The sequence below is a fragment of the Mycoavidus sp. HKI genome (assembly GCF_020023735.2).
In the GTDB taxonomy this organism is placed as follows: Bacteria; Pseudomonadota; Gammaproteobacteria; order Burkholderiales; family Burkholderiaceae; genus Mycoavidus.
In genome coordinates this window covers 281,804-307,013 of record NZ_CP076444.2, presented here as the reverse complement: position 1 = coordinate 307,013, position 25,210 = coordinate 281,804, and the positions used below count along the sequence as shown (strand labels likewise).

At 49.0% G+C, this 25,210-nt stretch carries 11 protein-coding genes and 1 tRNA gene; all 12 read right to left on the bottom strand.

Annotated elements, in window-relative coordinates:
* Window positions 1-144: 144 nt before the first annotated feature.
* The 12 genes from KMZ15_RS01100 to KMZ15_RS01045 all read right to left on the bottom strand — a co-directional run bounded on the left by KMZ15_RS01100 (window position 145) and on the right by KMZ15_RS01045 (window position 25,183).
* A complete protein-coding gene (locus KMZ15_RS01100; RefSeq protein WP_223693274.1) occupies window positions 145-936 on the bottom strand; it encodes a hypothetical protein in 792 nt (263 codons plus the stop codon).
* Between the two features lie 10 nt (window positions 937-946).
* Window positions 947-10,642 (bottom strand): hemagglutinin repeat-containing protein, encoded by a 9,696-nt coding sequence (locus KMZ15_RS01095; protein WP_223694623.1) that lies wholly within the window; start codon window positions 10,640-10,642, stop codon window positions 947-949.
* A 151-nt stretch (window positions 10,643-10,793) separates the two neighbouring features.
* Window positions 10,794-12,659: a DNA helicase RecQ gene (gene recQ / locus KMZ15_RS01090; protein ID WP_223693272.1), complete on the bottom strand. Its 1,866-nt coding sequence runs from the start codon at window positions 12,657-12,659 to the stop codon at window positions 10,794-10,796.
* A gap of 180 nt (window positions 12,660-12,839) precedes the next feature.
* Window positions 12,840-17,054, bottom strand: a complete 4,215-nt coding sequence (gene rpoC / locus KMZ15_RS01085; RefSeq protein WP_223693269.1) for a DNA-directed RNA polymerase subunit beta' — start codon at window positions 17,052-17,054, stop codon at window positions 12,840-12,842.
* A 21-nt stretch (window positions 17,055-17,075) separates the two neighbouring features.
* A complete protein-coding gene (gene rpoB, locus KMZ15_RS01080; protein ID WP_223693267.1) occupies window positions 17,076-21,182 on the bottom strand; it encodes a DNA-directed RNA polymerase subunit beta in 4,107 nt (1,368 codons plus the stop codon).
* A 312-nt stretch (window positions 21,183-21,494) separates the two neighbouring features.
* Window positions 21,495-21,869: a 50S ribosomal protein L7/L12 gene (rplL, locus tag KMZ15_RS01075; protein ID WP_223693265.1), complete on the bottom strand. Its 375-nt coding sequence runs from the start codon at window positions 21,867-21,869 to the stop codon at window positions 21,495-21,497.
* Window positions 21,870-21,926: 57 nt separating this feature from the next.
* Entirely contained in the window at window positions 21,927-22,448 is a 522-nt protein-coding gene (gene rplJ / locus KMZ15_RS01070) for a 50S ribosomal protein L10 (protein ID WP_223693263.1), read from the bottom strand.
* A gap of 302 nt (window positions 22,449-22,750) precedes the next feature.
* Window positions 22,751-23,446 (bottom strand): 50S ribosomal protein L1, encoded by a 696-nt coding sequence (gene rplA, locus KMZ15_RS01065; protein WP_223693261.1) that lies wholly within the window; start codon window positions 23,444-23,446, stop codon window positions 22,751-22,753.
* Window positions 23,447-23,878, bottom strand: coding sequence for a 50S ribosomal protein L11 (rplK, locus tag KMZ15_RS01060; protein ID WP_223693258.1), 432 nt, complete (start codon window positions 23,876-23,878; stop codon window positions 23,447-23,449).
* Between the two features lie 191 nt (window positions 23,879-24,069).
* The gene (gene nusG, locus KMZ15_RS01055) at window positions 24,070-24,630 is read right to left on the bottom strand and encodes a transcription termination/antitermination protein NusG (RefSeq protein WP_223693256.1); all 561 of its coding nucleotides are present in this window, start codon (window positions 24,628-24,630) and stop codon (window positions 24,070-24,072) included.
* Window positions 24,631-24,633: 3 nt separating this feature from the next.
* Window positions 24,634-25,014 carry a preprotein translocase subunit SecE gene (gene secE, locus KMZ15_RS01050; RefSeq protein ID WP_223693254.1) on the bottom strand — a complete coding sequence of 127 codons (381 nt, stop codon included), beginning with the start codon at window positions 25,012-25,014 and terminating at the stop codon, window positions 24,634-24,636.
* A gap of 93 nt (window positions 25,015-25,107) precedes the next feature.
* Window positions 25,108-25,183: transfer RNA gene (locus KMZ15_RS01045), tRNA-Trp, on the bottom strand.
* Window positions 25,184-25,210 lie beyond the last annotated feature (27 nt).

Sequence of the window (25,210 nt, the reverse complement as noted above, 5' to 3'; positions counted from 1 at the left end):
TTCTAGGCCGCCTGGTCCCGATGGCTCATTCAGCGCTTGTGTGCGCAGTTCTGTCGCTCTACAAGACAATTGATTTTGAGATGTCGCCCAAGGAGGTTCGCTTTGCTTACTCAACGCGGGCCTCATCATAACTCTACACCTAGCTCATTCTCTAAATTTATAATGCGCCGGCACTTTATAATCTTCCGGGAAATCGGGCCAAAAGCGTTCATCTGAGCAGGCATTTACTAGAGCTTTTCTAATTGCACTAGCAAAATTATAAAGCTGAAAATTTACTAACCTAATTCTCTCAAGGATTGCTCGAACTGCTCGCCAGTCCTCTTGTATAGATGCTTTTTCATATGCATCAAAGGCAATCTGCAAAGCTAACAGCTTCTCATTGAAAAATTGATTAAAGTCACTTTTTAGGTTGATGCCCCATATTAAATTCCTCGTTCGTTTATCCATGCGCTCTAATTCCTCACCCTCCACGCCGTGAGACCGAACTAGATCCATCAAGATATTTCTAATTATATTCAAATCTACTAATCCTTCTTGAGTAATTTCATTTTTTTCTTTACAGAAATATTTGCTTGGAATAGTGTAACCTTTTTTAAAAGAAGGCCAATTGAAACTTTTATTGTTAAGCACCCTTGTTAAATCGTGTGAAATTGCATCGAATGGACTACTTGCCAATGATCCCATTCTTACATAGGCATACACAAAGCTTGCCTTAGCTGCCAGCATATCTTTTTTTGGTAAGGCTTTGTTATATAGTTCGATCGCTCTCTCTAATTTTTCAAAATCCGTCTTAAAAGATTTGTTATAGTCAGCTCTCCAATCAATATACGACGCATATCCAGTTCTTTTATGCGTAGTCTTCAGATCAGAATATGTCAAACCATGAGATTGAAGAAATTCCATTAAACGTGCTTTAAACCTATTAAAATCCAACATTACTTTCCCTTTATTTCACTAATCTTCTGCCCTGTGCTTTGTTAGTTTTAACAACATTAATTGTTCCATCAAGATTTAAAACGTTTCTGGAAACTCTATTCCCAGTATATACCTCCAAATGATTTTTATGCTGCTTATCTAAGTACATCAAATCACCATCTTTTATTTCAACTCCAATTCCTTCAGTTGCTTTGTATATCCTCTCTCCATGATAGAACTCGTTAGTAGGAATAGTCACGCGCTTTACTTCCTTACCAAACTCTGTTCCATTAAAAAAATGCTCCATATTATCAACAGAACCTGCATTCGGCACATAGTCCTTGTCTCTATTGGCTTTCACCCCCTTACTAAAAATAACCGTGTCAAATATATCTAACCCTTCGGCAATCGGCGTCTCCATCACATTACCTGCTGATTGAACCTCTCTTGGCCTCGCCAAAGGCTGAACGATATGCTCTCCAGATTGATTAGGCATGCCTTCAAGCCGCACTTCTTCATCCTGATGCCATGCCATGCCGGGAAGATGGGGCGGCTGCTCTGGTTCTATCAGCGTTATCATCGGCGGCGGAGGCGGTTGCACTAACTGATTACCGTCCTCTCCAGGCTGCTCGGTATTTGTTGCCCGCTCTTTATACTCTTCATAAAAATCCATGGCTCCTTTCGTCACCACCGCACCTGCAGCCGCTGCGCCTAATAAGCCTAATAAAGTGAGTCCAGGTGGGGTTACCAATAACGGTGCTGCCAGCACCATGGCATTATTTTCTGTTTCAATCTGCGCCGCATGCTGCGCGGATGTCGCATCAACCCCTCCTGCATCTGCAAGCCCCGCCACTAGGCTAGTGACTATATTCTTGCGCGCGTCTTTCTCCTCTTCAGACACGCCTTCTACAGGACCTAGCAGAGTATTCACCAATACACTTGCACTCGCGCCCAAGGCCGCTGCGCCACCCGATTGCCCCCGCGCGACTGCGCCGCCATAAGCTAATGCCCCATGCAAGGCGGCACGCACCGTTTCATCATGCAGGCTATCTGCAATATACTTGATTTTTTCGGCACCCAGGCTTTGCAAATAGTTGAGCGCCGCTGCCTGGGTAAATTGCGCGCTCGTCCCAGTCACATTGCCCGATGCCGCTGCCGTCAGCGCAGTGACGATGCGACGGTAGGTGCCTCCTGCTCCCCATTGCTTATTCAAATTCTGCGCCTGCGCCCGTAACTCAGCCGCGACTTCCAGCAATTCCTGCCGCTGCGCTACAGGCATGAACTCATCATTGGCCAGCGTCTCTATATTTTTGGCCCGCTCAAGCTTATGATCCGCTTCCCGGGCTCTATTGACGATAAAGGTACCCGCTTCCCGACCTAATGCATTGACGATATCAAAGCTAGCCTCAATCTCAGCCCGGTTAAAAATCGGCGCTAACGTTTGATGACTCTGTGCCGGATGACGGTTTAGGTCTGCAATCGTCTCTGCCGCACTGTGCCCCGTCAGTTCCATTTGCCGGGCCTCATCCGTAATCACAATCTCCGCACCACTAATCGCACTGCGGGTTGTGGACTGCGCCTGACCAGAGGCACTCATCACAATCGGTATCGCAGCACTCATGCCACCCCGGCTCGCCAACTGATTACCACTATGGGCAGGCGTTGTCACTTCTCCCGATTGCTTCGAGCCCACCCCTTTGCCACTTTGACTGTACCCTCCACCTAAACTGATACTGCTTGCATCATAGCTCGCTTGATTCGTCAGATCAGTCTGTTGCAGGGTTCCTGTCATTAGAGTGTTCCTCCCTGCCCGCACTGCCTGTTCAGCCCCTGCAATCACGCCACCGACAAGCTTCGTATCACCCTTAACGGTTACCTGAAAACCTCCCTCTCCCGCCTGAATCCCCGCCTGTTCCGCGACGCTCAGATAATGACTGTCCATCCTACGTTGCGAGAAATGCAGGCTGGCCGCTGAGACAGAACCTGCTGTTACGCTGCCACTGATACTTTGAGAGTGGCTATGGTAAGTCGCCGTGTTTTGCACACTTTCTATTTCAAGATCCCCCTCAATCTGCGCTGTAACCTGCTCCCCAGCTATCTGCGCGCCTTTTAGGCGCACATCGCTTTGTGCCTTGAGCGTCAGCTTGCCACCCGCTTGGATCAAGGTCGGCGTATAGCTGATTTGCGCCCCATCTGCATGGCCATGCCCAACGCTCACCGCCAGCGAGGCCCCCACTGAGTTCTGGCGGCCAAGCGTTGTCGCCATCCCCACTGCAAAACTCCGGCTCTGCTGCTGACTCTGCTCAATCAAGCTATTCGGCGCAGCTTCCACATTCAGTCGACCTTCTACGTTAAGCGTAATATCCTGTTTTGCTTCTATGCGGGCACCAATCAGATCCAGCGTGGACTCTTCTCCTAAGCCACTGACCTGGATCGATATATTCCCACCTGCCGCCAGTGTGCTGTTCAGCGCCGTCTTGCTCAGCTGCGTCTGCTCTGTTTCATAACGATCTTCGCCAATCATGGCGCTCACTGTCGCGCCACCCACCGCTTTGGGATCCGCCTGGATCGCATCGTAGGCATTTTTCATCGCCAGTGCACCTGCGCCTGCCGCTAACGCCTGCATCCGTGGATCACTGACCTGGGTACTGGCCTGCAGCATCTGCTGATTCGTTTGCGCCGCTGCAAGCACGGGCGCACTGACCGAAACCGTCAAACCCGATTGCTGCCATTCACTACGCTGCCAGACCCTGCTCTCCTCATAGGCCACATCGATCTTGGCCTTGCCAGCTTGAATCTGGATATCGCCTATCGGCACAACCAGCTGACTGCCGCTTTGCTCGTATTCATGGCCGGCAAAGGCTCTAACATGGCCAGATACACTGCCTATCACCGAACCAATCTGGGGCGTGTGCTCATTTTCTTGAGCGTCTTTTTGTGTCCGCGTGCCCACCGTCACTCCGAATTTCCCGCTATCTAATAAGCCTGAGCGTTCTTTAACGGAATAGTGCTGGCCTCTCTCAGCCTGCTCGACAGCTTTTTGCTTGATATTGTTGGCCGCATGGAGATCCACATCGTGCATCCCGATCACGTTTGAGCCCATGATATTCAGGTCATGTCCGGCTTCTATCTGTACCGTGCCCCCGGATAAGGTACTGCTCAATGCTTGTTTTCTATACAGTTTGTTTTGCGTTAATTCGCTCGAAGAAGAGAATGCAGTGCTCGATTCACGATAATGAGACTCCTCAAAATCCGTCTCTTCATAGGCTGCCTCCACGTTAATATCTCGATCCGCTTTGACAGAAAGTCCTTTTCCAGCATTCACATAAGCGCCAGCCGCATGGATATCCCGACCCGCCTTAAGTTCAAGTGAACCGCCCGTTTCAATTTGCGTGCCGATTTCTGTTTTTCTGCTTAGGCTTAAGTCATTGTGTTCATCCCAGACTAATTGGTGTTGAGCACCTACAGTGGCGGTACCTAGTGTGAGGTCGCCTTTGGCTTCTAAACGGGCGTTTTCAGCCACCTTGATTTGAGTCGAGGCCAAATGAATATCCGACTCGGCATACGCGTCCAACTGCTCGGCTTGGACCCGGGTGACACCATCTAGCGCCGTCTGGCTGCCGCTGATGGCATGGGTCGTATGGGTTTGGCTTTGGAGATGGATATCCTGTCCAGCTTTTAAAGTCATTTTTTTGACGGCAATCAACTGGCCAGCGCGACTATCGATGTTATGGCTCGCCTGCATCGAGAGGGTGTCCAAGCTGACGATTGCGCCGCGCTGGTTATCAATATTGCGTGCAGTGAGAGCCATCTTGCCGCGGCTGATCATCGTGCCGGCATTTTTAAATGGGCGGTCGCTGTGCAGTTCAATGGCGTTGGCTGAAATCAGCGAGCCGCCCAGCGGAACTGGACTGGCATCTCTTTTCGCGAGATAGACTTTGGGCGTCAGGACCGTCTGTTCTGAGCCGTCGGGTAATTTAACGCTTTGATTCACCAGCCAAACTGGGCTCGCGCTTAAGGCGGCAATTTGCTGCGGCGTGGGCTCTATGCCGAGGGTCAGATGGTGTTGCTTGGCCCAGTTTGCCCCCCTATGCATTAACGCTTTGAATTCAGCAATTGGGTTTCGATAGCCGGATAGATAGTAGTGACCCGTCAAGCCAATGATCTGGTCACGAATCAGTTGCTGTTCATAAAAGCCATCTCCTAAGCGTTTGGGCACGTGTTGGGGGTCGAGATTGAGTAAATTCAGCAAGAAATTGCTAGAAACGGTATCGCTGTTACGCGTAAAACGGGGATCGGTTTGAATTAGATACGCTCGATCAGGATCGAACTGAAAGTGCTGTAAGCCACTATTTAAGAAAGGGCTGCTGCGGGTTAAGGCAGAGGTGCTCAGCACTAACGCTGTAGAGGGCGCTTGCTGGTCAACCGCGGTGTATTGTTGAGAGACGGCTACATTCAGAGTGTGGTGTTCTATCACCGGAGCGGGATGGTAGGGTACGTGCCCGCTCCAATCACGAGTCCAGCCCCGACTGAACATGCCACCATGCCAGTCTCTGTCTGACCATTGCGATGTTCCCTGATCGGTCGTGATACGCCGACCGTTGGCATCACGGTTATTAATCTGAGCCACTCCACCTTCGAGGTCACTGAGCGCTCCCCCTGCAATAATCCGGCTTTTATCATTAAAAACCGCTCCCGATAAGCGGATCGCCCCACCCGCTTGAATTTTACCGGGTTCGCTGTGCGTGACCACGGTCGTTGACACACGACGGGTAAAGTTATAGTTAGTAAAACAAAACACTTCTGTACCGGAGTGGTGCACTCGGTAAAGGCCCCCTACGTCACCATGCCATCCGATTTGAGATCCATCGTAGCGTTGGTTGGTATGCTGATCCTGACATTCGTGTATCTCCCGCTCTTCGATCAGCCTTTCTTGGGTCTCGAACCTCGAATTTTGATTGATCAACTTTTTTGCATGGATCGAGAGATCACCTACCGCATCAATCGTTGATCCATTATTGAGGATGCGTTCACTGCTGACCTGCGCTGTGGACTGAGCATCCAACTCACCGCCAATGGCTAAACTACCGCCGCTATAGAGCACGCCGCGCTCTAAGTTTTGAACCTCCTTAACACCGATTTTAAGACTGTTTTGCGCGAAGATCACACCAGCCATGTTAAGCAACATAGAGTTGAGCCTATCATGCGCGCCGATTGAAACCGTATCGCCAACAATCAAAGCCGAGCCTGGTTTCAACACGTGCCTTTGAGGAGGCTGCATAGTTTTGTAATTGTCGTTCCATCCCTGTTTATTATTCTCTATCTGGTCACCCTCGATCAAGACTTGACCCTTGCCGTGCAAAATACCATCGTTGATTAAACGATCTACTGAAACATAGAGATCTCCATCACTTTGTAAGACCCCTTCTATACAATTCAAAAAATTTTTACTTTTCAGCGATAATCTGTCGCTTGCAGACACTGTACCGTTGAGGTTGGCGAAAGATTGTTCTGCTTGCAGATTGACATTCTTCCCTGAAATCTGACTGTTAGCCCCATTGAAGATACCTTGCGCCTCCAGCATGACTCCGCCTTGAGCACTGATCAGGCCGCCTTGTGTTTCTGGATCTATACTCTCGCCATTTTTGATGGTATCCGAGAAAATCTTTATTTCACCTATACCGGTGTTGATGATCTGACCTTCATCATGGTTTAACACTTTCTTCGCATGCACTTCAAGCAAGTTAGCGTTATGGGTGGGTTGCGATGGGTGCGCCTCATCCGACCCTACAATGATTTTTCCTTTAAGGTTATTTAAGCCGATGGTGTCAATCTCGATTTTTTGGCTGGCCGATAACGTGCCAGCTTGATTACTTAAAAAAGAGGAGGCTTTTATTTTGAGCGCTTGATTCGAAAGAATTTTCCCGCCTTCAATATTCGCTATTTTAGGTGAGGTGACAGAAAGAAGGCCTTGAGCAAAGATTAAACCGGCTCCTTTTTCACCTTCATCATCGCCATTCATTATTGCGTAGTGGGCCACAATCTGAGCCTGTCCTGTGCCAGTATGGAGCAGCCGGCCTGCGGTATTGTCAATCATGTTGACCTGTATATCTAATACGCTTTGATCGCCATTGGCTTCTATATGGCCCTGCGTATTATCAAGATTTTTACTCCTCAGAATAAGATCCGCACTCGTTGTGATTTGCCCATTTTGATTGTCCAAATGATCGGCTTGGATCAATAGCTTATCTCTTGACTCAATGGTGGCAGACGTGGTGTTGTTTAGAGTCTGTGCTGAACCTTCTACTTTGTGCTGAGCATTGAGGGAGCCCCCTATCGTCAATTCGCCATCGCTATGCACCAAGCCATGTTCTTGGTTGTGTAGGGTCTGTGCGCCGATGGCAAGCTGGCGGCGCGCCATGATGGCCCCTGCTTGATGCGCGTCGGTATCCTCGCTACCATCATTGACTAGGCTCTGCGCACTGATAACTACAGTGCTGCCTTGGATTACTCCATCATTTCTAAGCTGATCGTGTAGGATTAGCGTCAAAAATCGTCCGTCGATCAAAGCGCTTGCTTGATTCTCTAGGGATCTCGCCTTAAGAGAAATATCGCCCTCTATTTTTAACTCCCCTTGATTCAGTAAGCTACCCGAACTCGAAATCGATAGGTTGCCGCTTGCATACATCTTGGCCTGTTGGAATACAGTCAGCCCGCTTTGGCTAGGTTGCGCTTCCTTATCTGGAGGCTGTGTACTGACTGTACCCTTCCAAGAGCTTGCCTCCGTGTCACAAACTTGACTGACTCCGCTTAGCAGGTGAATACTCTGCGCCTGCACTACGCCCTTTATTTTGAAAATGTACGCCATTAAATCCAATGTATCGCTTGCAAATACCGTACTGCCAGCGTCGAAAAAAAGTTCTTTTGCATTCAAACTCACATTTTTCGCTAAAATCTGACTTTTATTTCCATTGAAGATTTTTTCTGCTTCCATCTCGATCTTGCCCTGCAAACGGATCAGACCACCTTGCGTCTCACCTTTATCCAGCATGTTACGCACTTCCTTCGCCTGCACTGTAAGCACGCCCGCGTAATGGGTAAGGTTATCCGGACTATGGGCGCCAGTCGAGGTCGCCGTCTTGGCTGCTTCTTCCGTTCCTACACTAATGAGCCCTCCAGCGTAGTTGTTTAAGCTACTGGTGTTAATGTCGATTTTTTGGCAGGCCGATAAGGTAGCAAATTTATTGTACACATAGTCGGCAGCTTTTATTTCGAGGGTTTGGTTCGAAAAAATGACCCCTCCTTTGTCATTGACTATTTGAGAGGAGGTGACACTCACAGGGCCTTTGCCGAAAATAAATCCCCTCCCTTTTACCGCATCCATATTGCGATTCAGTATTGTCTGACGGGCCACAATTTGAGTCTGTCCTGCACTTGTATTCAGCAGTCGGCCAGAGGCATTGTTAATCAGGTTGACCTGCACGTCCAATACGCTTTGATCCCCCCTGGTTTCGATATGAACTTCTTGATTGTCAAGCACCTGACTTTTCAGAACAAGATCTGAATTCGCTATGATTTGCCCTTTCAGATTGCCCAACTCATCATTCACTGAAATATGGAAATCGCCCTCACTTTGCAAAATCCCTTTATCTAAATTGACAAGAGAATGAGCCTTCAGCGAAAACTTGTCGCTTGCGTACACCGTGCTCGCAGCGTTGGAGATGAGTTCTTTTGAGTTCAGATCCACCTCCTTCCCTAAAATCTGACTTTTATTCGCATTGTAGATTTTCTGTGCTTCTATCACTACCTTGCCCTGAACACGAATTAAACTCTCTTGGGCTTTTTCACCCGTATACGCAGTGTTGATGACCTCCTGAGCATTCACTTCAAGTACGCCTACTAAGTCAGGAGCGTGACGGGATGGACCTTGTACGCTATGGGAAGCCTCCGCCTTGAATTTCTCATCTTCGCCAACAGTTATCAAGCCTCCTACATTCTGTAATTTATCGGTGTCAATCTCTATTTTCTGGCCAGCCGATAAGGTGCTCAATTGATTGCCCAAGTAGGGGGTTTTTATTTTGAGCATTTGATCCGAAATAATTGCTCCACCTTCATAATTTACTATTTTGGGGGAGTGAATAGTAACCGGACCTTTACCAAAGATTAAGCCAGCTCCTGGTATCGCTTTAGTATTGAAATTCGCTATCGTTACCTGCGCCACAATCTGAGTCTGCCCCGTTCCTGTATGAAGCAACCATCCGGAAGTATTATTAATCGCAGCGGTGTAAACATCTAACACGCTTTGATCCCCCTGAGCTTTTATGCGCCCTTCCTGGTTTAGAATGACTTGACTGTTTAGGATAAGGTCAGAATGTGCTGTGATTTGTCCATTTTGATTGTTTAACTCACCGACTTGGATCGAGAGTTTTTCTTTTGACTCAATCATAGAAGAGCCGGAATTCACCAGCACTTGGGTTGAGTCAGTCAATTTGCGTTGAGTACCGAGGGCATCTCCTATAGTCAGTTCACCATCGCTACGCACTAATCCGTGTTCTTGGTTGCGCAGACTCTGTGCTTGAATTGTAAGCTGGCGATGCGCCAATATTGCTCCAGCTTGATGCTCCGCGGAATGATTCGTACCATCATTGACCAAGCTTGGTGCATCGATGGCTATGCTGCCACCTCGAATTACGCCGTAGTTTCTAAGCAAATCTCCTGCTTTGAGCGTAAGGTAAACGCCATCTATCAAAGACTTTGATTGATTCTCAAGCTCTTTTGCCTCCAGGGTTATTTCACCTTGAATCTGTAGAGTGCCTTGATTGATTAAGCGCTGAGTCGTCGAAATCGATAGATGACGGCCTGCACTCAATTGATTTTTATGTGTATAGTCTTCTTCAAGCTTTGCGGCAAGATCAAGCGCCGCGCTAAGCGTTCCCGCCCCCGTAAGACTGACTGCTTTGACGGTTAAATTACCGTTTGGTTGAATCCGATGGCTGGCATTATCTAGCGTATCAGCTTGAATATTCAGATGCTCTTTAGCCCACACTCTAGCTGTCTCGATGAAGTGCAAGCGACTCGCGCGTCGCGAACCTTGATCGGTCTCGCTACGTGCTATGGAGAGTTCCTGTTGCCGCGTAATCATGGGCAGACCCGTATCCGCGTAATTGATTTCGTGCGTCCCCGTGCTCATGTTGATTTTATTGGCGGACAACTCTCCCTCTACTTTAATGGAGTACGCAATCAGGTCAATTTGCTCAAACTGTTTGAGTGTCGTGTTGCTTTTGATCGTAATTTGACCTGCCTTCACGTGAAAGGCCTGAAGCTCGCCATCACTATTTAAAATAGGCTCGCCTGTGCTGAGCACAAGATGTTTAGTATTGAGAAAATTACATCCCCAACACTCAATGCCGTTAGCATTGGAGAAAACGAGTTGAGCCGGCTCCCCGGCGATTTTTATCACGCTATTCAGTTGAGAAAGCGTGCGCCCTATCACGTGATTCAAAATAATCCGAACAGTAGAGCCGTTCTGCAAGGTTACGCCGGGTGGATCAACGTTGAAATTTGGGTGTTCGTTATATGAAATGCCTGCCGCATTGGGCTGGGCGGTGTTCACAGTCGGAGAGTCTGCTTCCTCACTAGAGTGGGGTGTTATTGGCTCTTGTCTGTTAGGGGCAATAGAAGCAGATCGAATGTGTTGAATCGAAACTCCATTAATTGGTTTTAACATCATTCACCCCATTTAGTAATAATTAATTTAGGAGTTTAAATGATGATTTTTAATATACCAAATAATTTTTTAATTTTAATTGTATGATAATTTCATTTATTTAAATAATATTTTTAATAAATGTGATTTTCTAAGGCTTACTCTCGATGCTTTAATCCTCACCCGCAACCACTTCTAGTAGCTGTGTCCCAAAGCGTTCCAGTTTGAGAGCGCCAACGCCCGATACTGTGCGTAATTCGCTAATTGTTGAAGGCACAAGCCGAGCGATTTCAGCTAAGGTGCTATCGTGGAAAATAACGTATGCAGCTACGCCTTCGCTTTTAGCCGTCTTGCTGCGCCAAGCACGCAACCTTTCCCAGCATTCACGCGCAGAGGCGGATAATTCTTTGACTAAGTTTGCCCGCTGTTTAACCGGGGCATGAGGCGCACGGGCTGACTTGATTTCGCGCCGCAGCGTCACTTTTTGTTCACCTTTGAGCACAGCACGGCTGGCCGAGGTTAAAGTAAGCGCGCCATGCAGGTTATGGTCAACCGTTAACAAGCCATAGGCGATGAGTTGGCGAAAAATGGGTCGCCATTGGGTTTCTGTGAGCGTAGCGCCAATGCCGAAAGTTGACAGCTGGTCGTGTCCACGTTGTTTAACACGCTCAGTCAAATTACCCCGCAAAATGTCGATCAGATGGCCAGCACCAAAATAAAAACCACTCATGCGCTCTACCCGGTAGACGCAAGACAGCGCCATTTGCGCTTCACGCGTGCCATCCCAAGTCGCTGGCGCCTCAAGGCAGGTATCGCAATTGCCGCAGGGGCTGCTGGCTTCGCCAAAGTAAGCCAACAATTGGACGCGCCGGCAGCTCGCCGTTTCACATAAACCCAGCAAGGCATCTAATTTGCTTGTGACAATCCGCTTATGTGCATCATCCGCCTCAGATTCCTCAATCATTCTGCGTTGTTGCACGACATCGCCTAAGCCGTAGGCCATCCATGCATTCGCGGGGAGTCCATCGCGCCCGGCCCGGCCAGTTTCTTGATAATACCCTTCGACACTCTTTGGTAAGTCTAGATGCGCAACAAAGCGGACATCCGGTTTATCAATGCCCATCCCGAAAGCAATCGTCGCGACCATCACAATACCTTCTTCTTGCTGAAAAATCTGCTGATGCCGACGCCGCATGTCAGCGTCCATGCCCGCGTGATATGGCAGCGCCCGCACACCTTGGGTTTGGAGCCACTGCGCTGTCTCATCCACCTTGCGGCGGGATAAGCAGTAAATAATGCCGGCGTCACACCGTTGGCTGCCGCTTTTAGCGCTAGGGTCTAGCTCCATATGCTCAGCGCGGATAAAGTCAAGCAACTGGTTGCGGGCATTGTTCTTTTCGACAATTCGGTAATGAATATTAGGTCGGTCAAAACTCGAGATAAAGACACGCGCATTATCTAGCGCTAGACGATGAATGATCTCGGCACGTGTGAGTTCATCCGCAGTAGCAGTGAGTGCAACTCGTGGCACGTTTGGAAAGCGTTCGTGTAAAACGCTGAGTTGGATGTATTCCGGGCGGAAATCATGACCCCATTGTGAAACACAATGCGCTTCGTCAATCGCAAATAGGCCAACCTGAATACTCTCAAGCAAATCAAGAAAACGTGGCGTCATCAACCTTTCTGGCGCAACATAAAGCAGATCGATTTGGCCTTTGCGGAGCGCTCGCTCTGTAGCCGCGGCTTCGCTGCCCGACAGGGCAGAATTCAGATAGGCGGCGCGCACACCACACTCCGTTAGCGCCGCCACCTGATCTTGCATCAGCGCGATCAACGGTGAGACGACAATACCTGGACCCAAGCCTGCTTCACGTCGTACCAGTGAGGGGATTTGATAGCATAAGGATTTGCCGCCACCGGTTGGCATTAAGACCAAGCAATCTCCGCCCGCCGCGATATGCTCAACGATCTCCTCTTGCTGAGCGCGAAAGGTAGAGTAGCCGAAGATTTCATTCAGAATAGCAAGACAACGCGACATAGCATCCCGCACGGCGGGTATAGAAGGTGGGAGTAAAACCTGAATTATAAAAGCAATAGCTCAGACGCGCCGTATGACTTTCGTTAGCCGCCCCTCTTAGCAAAATTTGCGCAACAATAAAAAACGGCCCCGCATGAATAGTGCGGGGCCGTGTTATATACACTTTATGTGTATTAAGCGTTAAACAACCGGTGGCCCAAACCCAAATGTTTCGGATTCAGCTTCAGCTATTTGATCGAATCGCTTGCGATCAGAGGCTTCTTTATTTTTACGTGCCTTATGAAAAGCAAGACCCGTACCGGCTGGGATCAGGCGACCGATAATCACGTTTTCTTTCAGACCGCTCAAGTCGTCGCGTTTGCCCATGATTGCCGCTTCGGTTAGGACGCGGGTTGTTTCTTGGAACGACGCAGCCGAGATGAAAGAATCCGTCGACAACGATGCTTTAGTAATACCCAGTAAGATATTATCATAATTAGCAGGGCGTTTATCGTCCGCATTCATCTGGTCATTTTCGTTAAGCATATCGGAACGCTCAACCTGCTCACCTGGGATAAAGCGTGTATCGCCAGCATCAGTGATTTGCACCCGACGCAGCATCTGACGCACAATCACTTCAATGTGCTTGTCGTTGATCTTCACGCCCTGTAGACGATACACATCTTGCACTTCATCAACGATGTAGCGCGCCAACGCCTCAACGCCCTGTAAACGCAAGATGTCATGAGGATCGGCTGGGCCGTCGACAATCATCTCGCCTTTATTCACGACTTGACCATCATGCACGAGTACCTGCTTGTCTTTCGGAATCAGGAATTCGTTTTGGTTGCCATCAAGGTCAGTAATGACTAAACGTTGTTTACCTTTAGTGTCTTTACCGAATGACACGGTACCGGTCACTTCGGCCAGAATACCCGCATCTTTAGGTGAGCGCGCTTCAAACAATTCGGCTACACGCGGCAGACCCCCAGTAATATCACGGGTTTTCTGCGATTCAGTTGGGATCCGCGCTAGCACCTCACCCACTTTCACCATTTGGCCGTCTTTAACCGTAATCAAAGCGCCAACCTGAAAACCGATCATAACCGCGTGGTCAGTTCCGGGGATTTTGACTTCAGCGCCTTTTGCATCGAGCAATTTGACTTGCGGACGCACGCTCTTAGCGGCTTGTGAACCACGACGCTTTGGATCGATCACAACCAGCGTCGATAGACCCGTTACATCATCAATCTGGCGGGCAACCGTCACGCCTTCTTCGACGTTTTCAAATTTCGCCACACCGCCATATTCGGCAACAATCGGACGCGTCAGAGGATCCCACGTCGCCAATTGCGTGCCGGCCTTGATCTGGGCTCCATCGGTCTGCAACAGGGTAGCGCCGTAAGGCACTTTGTGGCGCTCACGCTCACGGCCATGATCATCCGTAATGATGACTTCGCCAGAACGCGAAATAGCGATCGCTTCACCTTTTGCGTTCATCACATAACGCATTGCTGCAGTAAAACGTACCGTACCATTTGATTTAGCTTCTACGCTCGACGCAATTGCCGCGCGCGAGGCAGCGCCCCCAATGTGGAAAGTACGCATTGTGAGCTGGGTACCTGGCTCACCAATCGACTGTGCCGCAATCACACCGACGGCCTCACCCGTGTTGACCAGAACACCGCGGCCAAGATCGCGGCCATAGCATTGGGCACATAGGCCATAGCGCGTTTCGCAGTCAAGCGGGGTACGCACACGAACTTCATCAATGCCCAAACGTTCGATTTCTTCAACCGCCATTTCATCCAGCAGGGTGCCGGTTTCATAAACCGTTTCCTGGGTTTCTGGATTGACTACATCGGCAACCGCTACGCGCCCAAGAATCCTATCACGCAGCGCTTCAACCACTTCCCCACCTTCAACCAGGGCCTTCATCGCTACGCCATTGGACGTTCCGCAGTCATCCTCAACCACGACCAAATCTTGCGTTACATCGACCAGACGGCGCGTCAAATAACCTGAGTTCGCGGTCTTCAGTGCGGTATCAGCTAGACCCTTACGCGCACCATGGGTTGAGATGAAGTACTGCAATACGTTCAGCCCTTCACGGAAATTCGCGGTAATCGGCGTCTCGATGATCGAGCCATCGGGTTTTGCCATCAAACCGCGCATCCCCGCCAGCTGGCGAATTTGCACTGCCGAACCGCGCGCACCGGAATCGGCCATCATATAAATCGAATTGAACGATTCTTGTCTGACTGTTTTGCCTTCGCGATCGATGACATTTTCCGTTGAAAGCTGCTCCATCATCGCCTTACCTACGGCTTCCGAAGTGGCTGACCAAATATCAACGACGTTGTTATAACGCTCCTGCGAAGTCACCAGACCGGACATATATTGCCGGTCATATTCTTTCACTTTCTGGGCGGCATCGTTGACGATTTTTTCTTTTTGCGGCGGCACCAACATATCGTCCACGCAAATCGAAATACCCGCGCGCGTAGCAAGCTTGAACCCCTGCTGCATCAGTTGATCAGCAAAGATTACCGTCTCACGCAGGCCACAGCATCGAAATGAAAGGTTAATCAAGCGTGAGATTTCTTTCTTTTTGAGGGGCTTATTCATTGCCGAAAATGGCAAGCCTGGCGGCAAGATTTCCGACAAAATAGCCCGGCCAACCGTTGTCTTATAAAGCGTCAACGCTGGCACCAACTTCGGCGCTCCAGGTGCGGCATCCGGGTTAGGTACCTGCTCAACAATGCGTACGTGGACACTCGCACTTAATTCAACTTGCTTGTTTTCATAGGCCAGAATCGCTTCGCTGACATTGATGAAAGTTAGACCTTCGCCTTTGGCGTTGACATGTTCACGCGTTGCATAATAAAGGCCTAGCACGATATCTTGCGAGGGCACAATCGACGGCTCGCCATTTGCCGGAAACAAGATATTGTTTGACGCCAGCATCAACGTCCGTGCTTCAAGTTGCGCTTCAAGCGAAAGCGGCACATGCACGGCCATTTGGTCACCGTCAAAGTCAGCATTAAATGCAGCGCAGACCAGCGGATGCAGTTGAATCGCTTTACCTTCAATTAAGACCGGTTCGAACGCTTGAATACCAAGCCGATGCAGTGTTGGCGCACGGTTTAGCATCACTGGGTGCTCGCGAATAACTTCTTCGAGGATATCCCAGACTACAGGTGTTTGGCTTTCAACTTCTTTTTTAGCCGCCTTGATCGTGGTGGCAATCCCCATCACTTCAAGTTTATGGAAAATGAAGGGTTTAAAGAGCTCAAGCGCCATCAGCTTGGGTAAGCCACATTGGTGCAGTTTGAGGGTAGGTCCAACCACAATCACTGAACGACCGGAATAATCAACGCGCTTACCCAACAGATTTTGGCGGAAACGACCGCCTTTACCTTTGAGCATATCGGCAACCGATTTCAATGGGCGCTTATTGGCCCCGGTCATCGCTTTACCGCGGCGGCCATTGTCGAGCAATGAATCAACCGACTCTTGCAACATCCGCTTTTCATTGCGCACAATAATCTCAGGCGCTTTGAGTTCAAGCAGGCGTTTAAGCCGGTTGTTACGATTAATCACGCGACGGTACAAATCATTCAAATCCGAAGTGGCAAAGCGTCCGCCATCGAGCGGCACCAGTGGCCGCAACTCAGGTGGCAAAACCGGCAAGACTTCGAAGATCATCCATTCAGGCTTGATCCCTGAACGTTGAAAAGCTTCTAATACTTTGAGACGTTTGGAAAATTTCTTTAACTTCGCCTCTGAGCCCGTGGTTTTCAATTCGCCGCGCAGCATTTCAGCTTGCGCATCAATGTCGATTGAACGCAATAGCTCACGCACGCCTTCCGCACCCATTTCGGCGCGAAACTCATCGCCGTATTCTTCGACCTTGCTGTAATAATCTTCCTCGGTCATGATCTGCCCCCGCTTCAACGGAGTCATGCCAGCTTCAATCACCACATAGGCTTCAAAATAAAGTACCCGCTCAATATCGCGCAAGGTCATATCGAGCACCATGCCTAAACGCGATGGTAACGATTTCAAAAACCAAATATGAGCAACCGGCGAGGCAAGCTCAATATGCGCCATACGTTCACGACGTACTTTAGTCAGCGTGACTTCAACCCCGCATTTTTCACAAATCACGCCGCGGTGTTTTAGGCGCTTATATTTGCCACACAGGCATTCATAATCTTTGATCGGGCCAAAAATCTTAGCGCAGAACAAACCATCGCGTTCCGGTTTAAAGGTGCGATAGTTGATCGTTTCAGGTTTTTTGACTTCACCAAACGACCAAGAACGAATTTTGTCTGGTGAGGCTAAGCCAATCTTAATGGCATCAAATACTTCATTTTGCTGAACTTGCTTGAATAGATCGAGCAAAGCTTTCATGGCTTTTCTCCGTAAGTCGGCTTAATTCCGGTCAAGATCGATGTCAATACCGAGCGAGCGAATTTCTTTCACTAGCACGTTGAATGATTCGGGCATACCTGCATCAATGACATGTTCGCCCTTGACCAGGTTTTCATAAATCTTCGTGCGGCCTACCACGTCATCTGATTTCACAGTCAACATTTCTTGCAACACATACGCTGCGCCATAGGCCTCAAGCGCCCACACCTCCATTTCACCGAAACGCTGACCACCAAACTGGGCTTTACCACCGAGCGGCTGTTGCGTGACAAGTGAATAAGGACCGGTTGAGCGAGCATGCATTTTGTCATCGACCAAATGGTGCAATTTCAACATATGCATGTAGCCTACGGTGACTGGGCGATCAAACGCATCACCTGTGCGCCCGTCATATAATGTGACTTGATTTTTTGACTTGGTCATCCCCAATTGCTTAGCAATATGATCCGGCCAAGCCAGTTCAAGTGCTCGTGCAATTTCGTCTTCGGTGGCGCCATCAAAGACAGGAGTCGCAAACGGTACCCCTTCTTTCAGATTAGAAGCCAGTTCTAGCACCTCTTTATCACTGAGCTCATCTAACGCTTCACGGCGGCCACTTTCATTGTAGATGGTACTCAAGAACTCTCGCAGCTCGGTCGCTTTGGCTTGTGCGCGCAGCATATCGCCGATGCGATGCCCCAACCCTTTCGCGGCCCAGCCAAGATGGGTCTCAAGAATCTGACCAACGTTCATCCGTGATGGAACACCTAATGGGTTCAAGACGATATCGGCAGGGGTACCATCTGCCATATACGGCATATCTTCGACCGGCACAATCTTCGACACCACGCCTTTGTTACCGTGGCGGCCGGCCATTTTGTCACCGGGCTGCAAGCGACGCTTGACCGCAAGATAGACTTTGACCATTTTTAGAACGCCTGGCGGCAATTCATCACCCTGCGTCAGCTTTTTACGCTTCTCTTCAAAGGCCAGATCAAACTGATGGCGTTTTTGCGCAATCGATTCTTTAATCGCTTCAAGCTGTGCGGCTGCCTCTTCGTCCGCTAGACGCAAATCAAACCAGTGGTAGTGATCCAGCTCAGCTAGATAATCAGCGGTGATTTTTGCGCCTTTTGCAAGCTTTTTAGGACCACCATTGACAACCCGGCCAACCAGCATTTTTTCTAACCGCTGAAATGCATCTCCCTCAACAATGCGCAACTGGTCATTGAGATCGAGGCGATAGCGCTTAAGTTCATCATCAATAATTTGCTGCGCACGCTTGTCACGCTCAATGCCTTCACGCGTGAACACTTGCACATCAATCACTGTGCCGCTCATGCCCGAAGGTACACGCAACGATGTATCTTTTACATCAGAGGCTTTCTCGCCAAAAATCGCGCGCAGTAGTTTTTCTTCCGGCGTGAGTTGAGTTTCACCCTTTGGCGTGACTTTACCCACGAGTACATCGCCTGCTTCAACTTCAGCACCGATATAAATAATCCCCGAGTCATCCAGTCGACCCAACTGCGATTCAGCTAAGTTAGAGATATCACAGGTGATTTCTTCTGAGCCCAGCTTAGTATCGCGCGCCACCACGTTCAACTCTTCGATATGAATTGAGGTATAGCGATCATCAGCGACAACTTTCTCAGAAATCAAAATCGAATCTTCAAAGTTGTAGCCATTCCAAGGCATGAAGGCCACCAACATATTCTGCCCGAGCGCAAGTTCGCCAATATCTGTCGAAGCGCCATCAGCCAGTACATCCCCCCGCACGATCCGGTCGCCAACCTTCGCAATCGGGCGCTGATTGATATTTGTGTTTTGGTTTGAGCGCGTGTATTTGATGAGGTTATAAATATCCACCCCAGTATCGCCTGCCACCGCTTCATCATCATTGACCCGAATCACAATCCGGCCTGCGTCAACGTAATCAACCTCACCACCACGGAACGCTTGTACGGTTGTCCCAGAATCGACTGCCACCGTACGTTCAATACCCGTACCGACGACCGCTTTTTCAGGACGCAGACAAGGTACCGCCTGCCGCTGCATGTTCGATCCCATCAACGCGCGGTTAGCATCATCGTGCTCGAGAAATGGAATCAACGAAGCCGCCACCGAGACAATCTGAGATGGCGCAACATCCATATATTGCACACGATCTGGGGTTACCATCAGCGTTTCACCCGCTTCACGCGCAGAGACCAGCTCATCCGTGAGTGTGCCGTCACTGGATACCGCTGCATTTGCTTGCGCAATCACATAACGGCCTTCTTCAATCGCAGATAGATAATCGATCTTGTTACTTACTTTGCCCTCGTCAACCTTACGATAGGGCGTTTCTAGAAAACCATATTCGTTAAGGTGAGCATACAAGGCGAGTGAATTAATCAGACCAATATTAGGTCCTTCCGGCGTTTCAATTGGACACACGCGGCCGTAATGCGTTGGATGCACATCGCGCACCTCAAAGCCGGCGCGCTCGCGCGTCAAACCACCCGGCCCAAGCGCAGAGACGCGGCGCTTGTGCGTGATTTCGGACAATGGGTTGGTTTGGTCCATAAACTGCGACAGCTGCGATGAGCCAAAAAACTCACGAATGGCCGACGAAATCGGCTTCGAGTTAATCAGATCATGTGGCATCAGATTTTCACTTTCTGCCTGTCCCAACCTTTCTTTGACCGCGCGCTCGACACGCACTAAGCCCGTGCGGAATTGATTCTCTGCGAGTTCGCCGACACAACGCACCCGGCGATTACCAAGGTGATCGATATCGTCAACTTCGCCTTTACCATTGCGTAATTCAACAAGAATTTGAATCGTGGCAAGAAGATCGGCGTTATCAAGCGTCATTTGGCCAGTGATCTCTTCACGGCCCACACGACGATTAAACTTCATGCGACCTACTTTCGACAGATCGTAAGTATCTTCACTGTAGAAAAGCCGGTTAAATAACGCTTCAACGGATTCTTCAGTCGGCGGTTCACCCGGACGCATCATCCGATAGATCGCAATGCGCGCGGCTGTTTGATCAATGGTTTCGTCAATCCGAAGCGTTTGCGAAATATAAGGACCCTGGTCAAGATCATTCGTGTATAACGTTTGAATCTCTTTGATTTCCGCTTCCCGCAATCTCGCGAGTAGGCTGTCGGTGATTTCTTCATTGGCTTCTGCCAACACTTCACCGGTTTGCGCATCCACTACGCCTTTAGCAAGCACTCGGCCCAGGAGATAATCTTCCGGCACTGAGATGGTTTCAGTCTTTGCACTTTCAAGATCACGGATATGCTTTGCATTGACCCGTTTCTCTTTTTGCACGATGACTTTGCCATCTCGATCAAGAATGTCAAAACGCGCGACTTCTCCGCGCAGCCTTTCAGGGACAAATTTAATCTGCGCGCCTTCGTCCATCAACGTACATTGGTCAAACATAAAGAAACGCTCAAGGATTTCTTCAGCATTTAAACCAATTGCTTTGAGGAGGATGGTCACCGGCATTTTGCGGCGGCGATCTACCCGGAAATATAAATTGTCTTTTGGATCAAATTCAAAATCTAGCCATGAACCACGGTAGGGAATAATCCGCGCAGAAAAAAGCAATTTGCCGGAGCTATGCGTCTTACCTTTATCATGCTCGAAAAAAACACCCGGCGAGCGATGCAACTGCGACACAATAACCCGTTCTGTGCCATTGATGACAAAAGAGCCGGTCGGTGTCATCAGCGGCATTTCGCCCATGTACACTTCCTGCTCCTTCACCTCTTTGATCACTGGCTTACTTGGCGACTCTTTGTCTAACAGCACCAAACGCACCTTAGCGCGTAGTGCCGAGCAAAAAGTCAAACCGCGTTGCTGGCATTCTTTAACATCGAAGGCCGGCGACGACAAACTATAGCTGACAAATTCAAGACGGGCGAAACCATTGTGCGACACAATCGGAAAAACGGACATAAATGCCGCTTGCAAACCCTCAGGGTTGCGCTTTCCGGACGCAATATCCGCTTGCAAAAAGTCACTAAAGGACTCAAGTTGCGTAGATAATAAAAATGGAATCTGGTGAACATTCACGCGCTTCGCAAAATTTTTCCGAATACGCTTTTTCTCGGTGAAAGAATATTGCATATGATACGATCCGCTATCAAGACAGCCAACAAATGAACGAAATAATCGCTTGGTGGTTGGCCACTACCAACCGCTGGCTGACGGCAACAAAGGACTCATCCGTTGCCCGACCAAACTTACTCTTTACCGCAACTTCTAGCTTAAAAATTAAAGAAAAATACCGTGTTTGAATGTATCCACGTTACTTTAATTTAATTTCTCAAAAATGCTTACCACGGACAAAAAGGCCGGCAGAATAAACTGCCAGCCTTGATGCGATTCTTAGTAGTGCTTTCTGCTCATATCAGCAATCGCTGAAAGCACCACTCTACATTACTTGACTTCAGCCTTAGCACCAGCTGCTTCAAGCTTTTGCTTGGCTTCTTCAGCTTGCGCTTTAGGCACGTTTTCTTTCACCGGCTTAGGTGCGCCATCAACTAGATCTTTAGCTTCTTTCAAGCCTAAACCAGTGATTTCACGCACGGCTTTAATGACGGAAACTTTATTGCTGCCGACTTCGGTTAGCGTAACTGTAAACTCAGTTTGCTCTTCCGCAGCAGCGGCTGCACCGCCACCCGCCGGGCCACCGACTGCCAATGCTGCAGCAGATACGCCAAACTTTTCTTCAAATGCCTTAACAAGCTCATTCAACTCTAAAACAGACATCGCGCCAACGGCTTCGAGAATGTCTTCTTGTACTATTGCCATTTAAAAACTCCTAAATTGAAATCAGCTTCGGCTACTTAGCTTATATAGTGGTCGGACTCAGGCTGGTTCGCCTTGAGGTTCACCTTGAGTCTCACTTTGCTTTTGCTGGCTTAATGCAGCCAGTGCACGTGCAAAACCGGAAATCGGCGCTTGCATCACACCCAACAGCTTAGCGAGTAGTTCATCACGGCTTGGAATGCTAGCTAATGCTTGCACCGCCGCTTTGTCCATCAGCTTACCTTCGTAGACACCCGATCGAATCACCAGTTTATCGTTGCTTTTAGCAAAGTCATGAATGACCTTTGCAGCAGAAATAGGATCATCAGAAATACCGTAGATCAACGGACCAGTCATCTGTTCGGTCAACGAGGCAAATGGCGTATCCGCAACGGCGCGGCGCACCAGCGTATTTTTTAAGACACGCAGATATACCTTTTGCTCACGTGCTTTCGCCCGTAACCGGGTGAGATCACCTACCGCAATTCCACGATATTCAGCCAGGACCATCGTCTGAGCTTGTGCAACTTTCGCTGCGACCTCAGCTACGACGGCCTGCTTATCTTCTTTATTAAGTGGCACGGTTTAAACTCCAAATTGAATGCACAATACCTAAAACATTGCGCACCACGTTAAATCGGCGTCCGAGGTTAAGCGTTAATGCCACCGGTTTCAATATTCAGAAACTTTTTCGGGGTCGCCATCTGCGTTGGCTAAAAAATTAAGAACTTGCTTGACTACAACTTGTCCACCAACGGTCTTTGATAACCAGCACGATACTCATTACTTGCCGTACCGTGACTGCCCAAAGCCTAGATTACAGGATACTGCTTTGTATTGAATTAACCTTACGCAGCTCATACCCTGAGAAAATTGTGTAACGCTTAAGCGGCTAACGTATTTTGATCAACCCGCACACCAACGCCCATCGTACTTGATAAAGCGATCTTACGCAGGTAAACCCCTTTGCTCGTTGCCGGTTTAGCTTTTTGCAACGCCTCGACTAACGCGACCAGGTTGGTCCGCAAGGCTAGCGGCTCAAATGATGCACGGCCAATGGTGGCATGAATCAGACCCGCTTTGTCGACGCGAAACTGAATTTGTCCAGCCTTCGCATTCTTGACTGCGGTCGCAACGTCTGCTGTTACGGTACCAACCTTTGGATTCGGCATCAGGCCACGGGGACCCAAAATTGTCCCTAGTGCGCCAACGACACGCATCGTGTCTGGTGAAGCAATAACCACATCGAAATTAAGGTTACCCGCTTTAATTTGCTCAGCGAGATCTTCCATGCCAACAATATCGGCGCCAGCAGCACGCGCTTGTTCGGCCTTTTCACCTTGCGCAAAAACAGCAACCCGCGTTACCTTACCGGTACCTGCTGGCAACACAACAGAGCCACGTACAACTTGATCAGATTTTTTAGCATCAATCCCTAACCGTACAGCAATATCGATGGATTCATCAAATTTAGCTGTAGCACAGGTTTTTACCAAATTAAGCGCTTCATCGACTGAATAGAGTTTTGCTCGGTCAACTTTGCCCGCTAATGAACGTAGGCGTTTTGAAAGTTTTGACATTTATAGACCCTCTACCGTAATGCCCATTGAGCGAGCGCTGCCTGCAATAGTCCTGACTGCGGCGGCCAAATCAGCAGCGGTGAGATCAGGCATTTTGGCCTTAGCAATTTCTTCAGCTTGTGCAAGCGTGATTTGCCCGACTTTATCCGTATGCGGCTTTGGTGAACCTTTATCCACTTTAGCTGCTTTTTTGATCAAGACAGTCGCTGGCGGCGTTTTCAGAACAAAAGTGAAACTCTTGTCAGCAAAAGCAGTGATCACCACCGGCACCGGCAAACCTGGCTCCATGCCCTGAGTTTGCGCGTTAAACGCCTTGCAAAACTCCATGATGTTTAAGCCACGCTGACCCAAAGCTGGGCCGACCGGTGGCGATGGATTGGCTTTACCTGCAGGAATCTGCAATTTAATAAAGCCGATGATTTTTTTTGCCATTTTAAAACCTCGGTTAAACTTAAAAATCACTAACGATGCTATGCCGCAGCACGTATCATCGATCTTGCAATTTTCAAGCTGAACGCAGAGCGTTCGGTGAGTGGTAGCGCATCTTCGATAAGGGCAACACTTATTTTACCCCCCTCTCAGTGCTCCTCTTCAGTCATTAAGCGGACTGTACGCAAAAACAATTACACCTTCTCAACTTGTCCAAATTCAAGCTCAACTGGTGTCGGTCGTCCAAAGATAGTGACCGACACTCGGAGACGAGATTTTTCGTAGTTGACCTCTTCAATGCTGCCATTGAAATCAGTAAATGGACCATCCTTGATCCGCACCAGTTCGCCCACCTCGAAAAGCGTTTTCGGCCGAGGCTTTTCAACGCCTTCTTGCATTTGCGACATGATTTTGTCAACTTCAAGCTGCGAGATCGGGCTTGGACGATTACGCGTGCCCCCTACAAAACCTGTCACCTTCGCGGTATTTTTTACGAGATGCCAGGTTTCATCGGTCATGTCCATTTCAACTAGCACATACCCCGGAAAGAAACGCCGTTCAGTGACAGTTTTTTGGCCGCCACGAATTTCAATAACCTCTTCAGTCGGCACCAAAATCTGGCCGAACTTGTCCTGCATGCCTGCGCGGTCAATACGTTCTTGTAATGCACGTTGCACGCTTTTTTCCATCCCGGAATAAGCGTGCACAACATACCAACGTTTACTGCTGGCAGGAGTTACCGCGGTATCGCTCATATATTATTTCCAGCCCAAAATCAGCGAAAAAACCGCCCATTCAATTATTTTATCGCCAATCCACAGATAAACTGCCATCAGCAATACAAAAACAAACACAATGAGCGTAGTCTGGCCGGCTTCTTTGCGCGTTGGCCAAACTACTTTGCGAATTTCACGCCAAGCTTCTTTTGTGAAGCCGATAAAATTTTTGCCAGCTGATGAAAACAGCGCAACAACGCTGCCTGCACCAAGGCCGCTAAACAGCAATGCGCCACGTATATACCATGGCTGATTGCCGCAGAAATAAAAGGCGGCGCCTCCGGCGACCGCCAACAAGACTGCCAGCGTAAGCATTAATTTGCTTTGCGCCGTATTGACGTTATCAACGGAAGGATTTGCCATCACAGCCAGAAAAATAAATAAAACATGAGATCATCACAAAACCATTAAGCAACTACCAAAGCCTGCTCACTGTATTTTTGCATTATCTCAGATTGGCAGGGGCAGAGGGAATCGAACCCCCAACCTTCGGTTTTGGAGACCGACGCTCTGCCAGTTGAGCTATACCCCTAAACAAAAAATCCGGGGCTTGGCTAGT